Raw genomic sequence first — 548 nt, forward strand, 5'->3', positions numbered from 1 at the left:
CGCTGGTCAGCCTGATCACCCCCGGCCAGGCAGGGGACTCCCCGATGCTGCTTCCTCTTCTGGAGCAGCTGCGCGTGACCCGGCCAGTAGGGCGGCCCCGGACCCGCCCTGCGGCGGTGCTGGGCGACAAGGCGTACTCCTCCCGGGCGATCCGCACCCACCTACGCGCCCGTGGGATCAAAGCGGTCATCCCCGAACCGGCCGACCAGCAGGGCCACCGCAGACGGCGCGGTGCCCGCGGCGGGCGCCCCGTCAGCCTCGACGCGGCCGCCTACAAGGGCCGCAACGTCATCGAGCGTCAGTACGCGCACCTGAAGCAGTGGCGGGGTCTGGCGACCCGGTATGACAAGTACGCGATCATCTACAGGGCCGCTGTGGTCCTGAATGCTGTGCTCGCATGGTCAAAACGATTGTCAGACATGCCCTAGGTCGCGGGCGAGTACCGCCGGGTAGCTCGGGCCCTCGAGGAGTGTCATGAGGATGCGGGAGCGGGTCGGGTCGGCCATCGCCCGGCCCAGCCGGTTCATCACGTCCAGCCGCGAAGCAAT

1 protein-coding gene and 1 pseudogene are annotated in these 548 nt (G+C 69.5%); one reads left to right on the forward strand and one right to left on the reverse strand.

What is annotated here, in order from left to right:
• A partial coding sequence (locus O3T09_RS11820; protein ID WP_251393534.1) for a transposase occupies positions 1–428 on the forward strand: 428 nt, incomplete at its 5' end.
• Here O3T09_RS11820 and O3T09_RS11825 read toward each other — a convergent pair.
• Positions 426–548: pseudogene (locus O3T09_RS11825) on the reverse strand (ArsR family transcriptional regulator); the annotation flags it as partial. The gene O3T09_RS11820 and the pseudogene O3T09_RS11825 overlap by 3 nt on opposite strands.

It is taken from the genome of Micrococcus sp. H39-S4, assembly GCF_027158145.1.
Classification (GTDB): domain Bacteria; phylum Actinomycetota; class Actinomycetes; order Actinomycetales; family Micrococcaceae; genus Micrococcus; species Micrococcus luteus.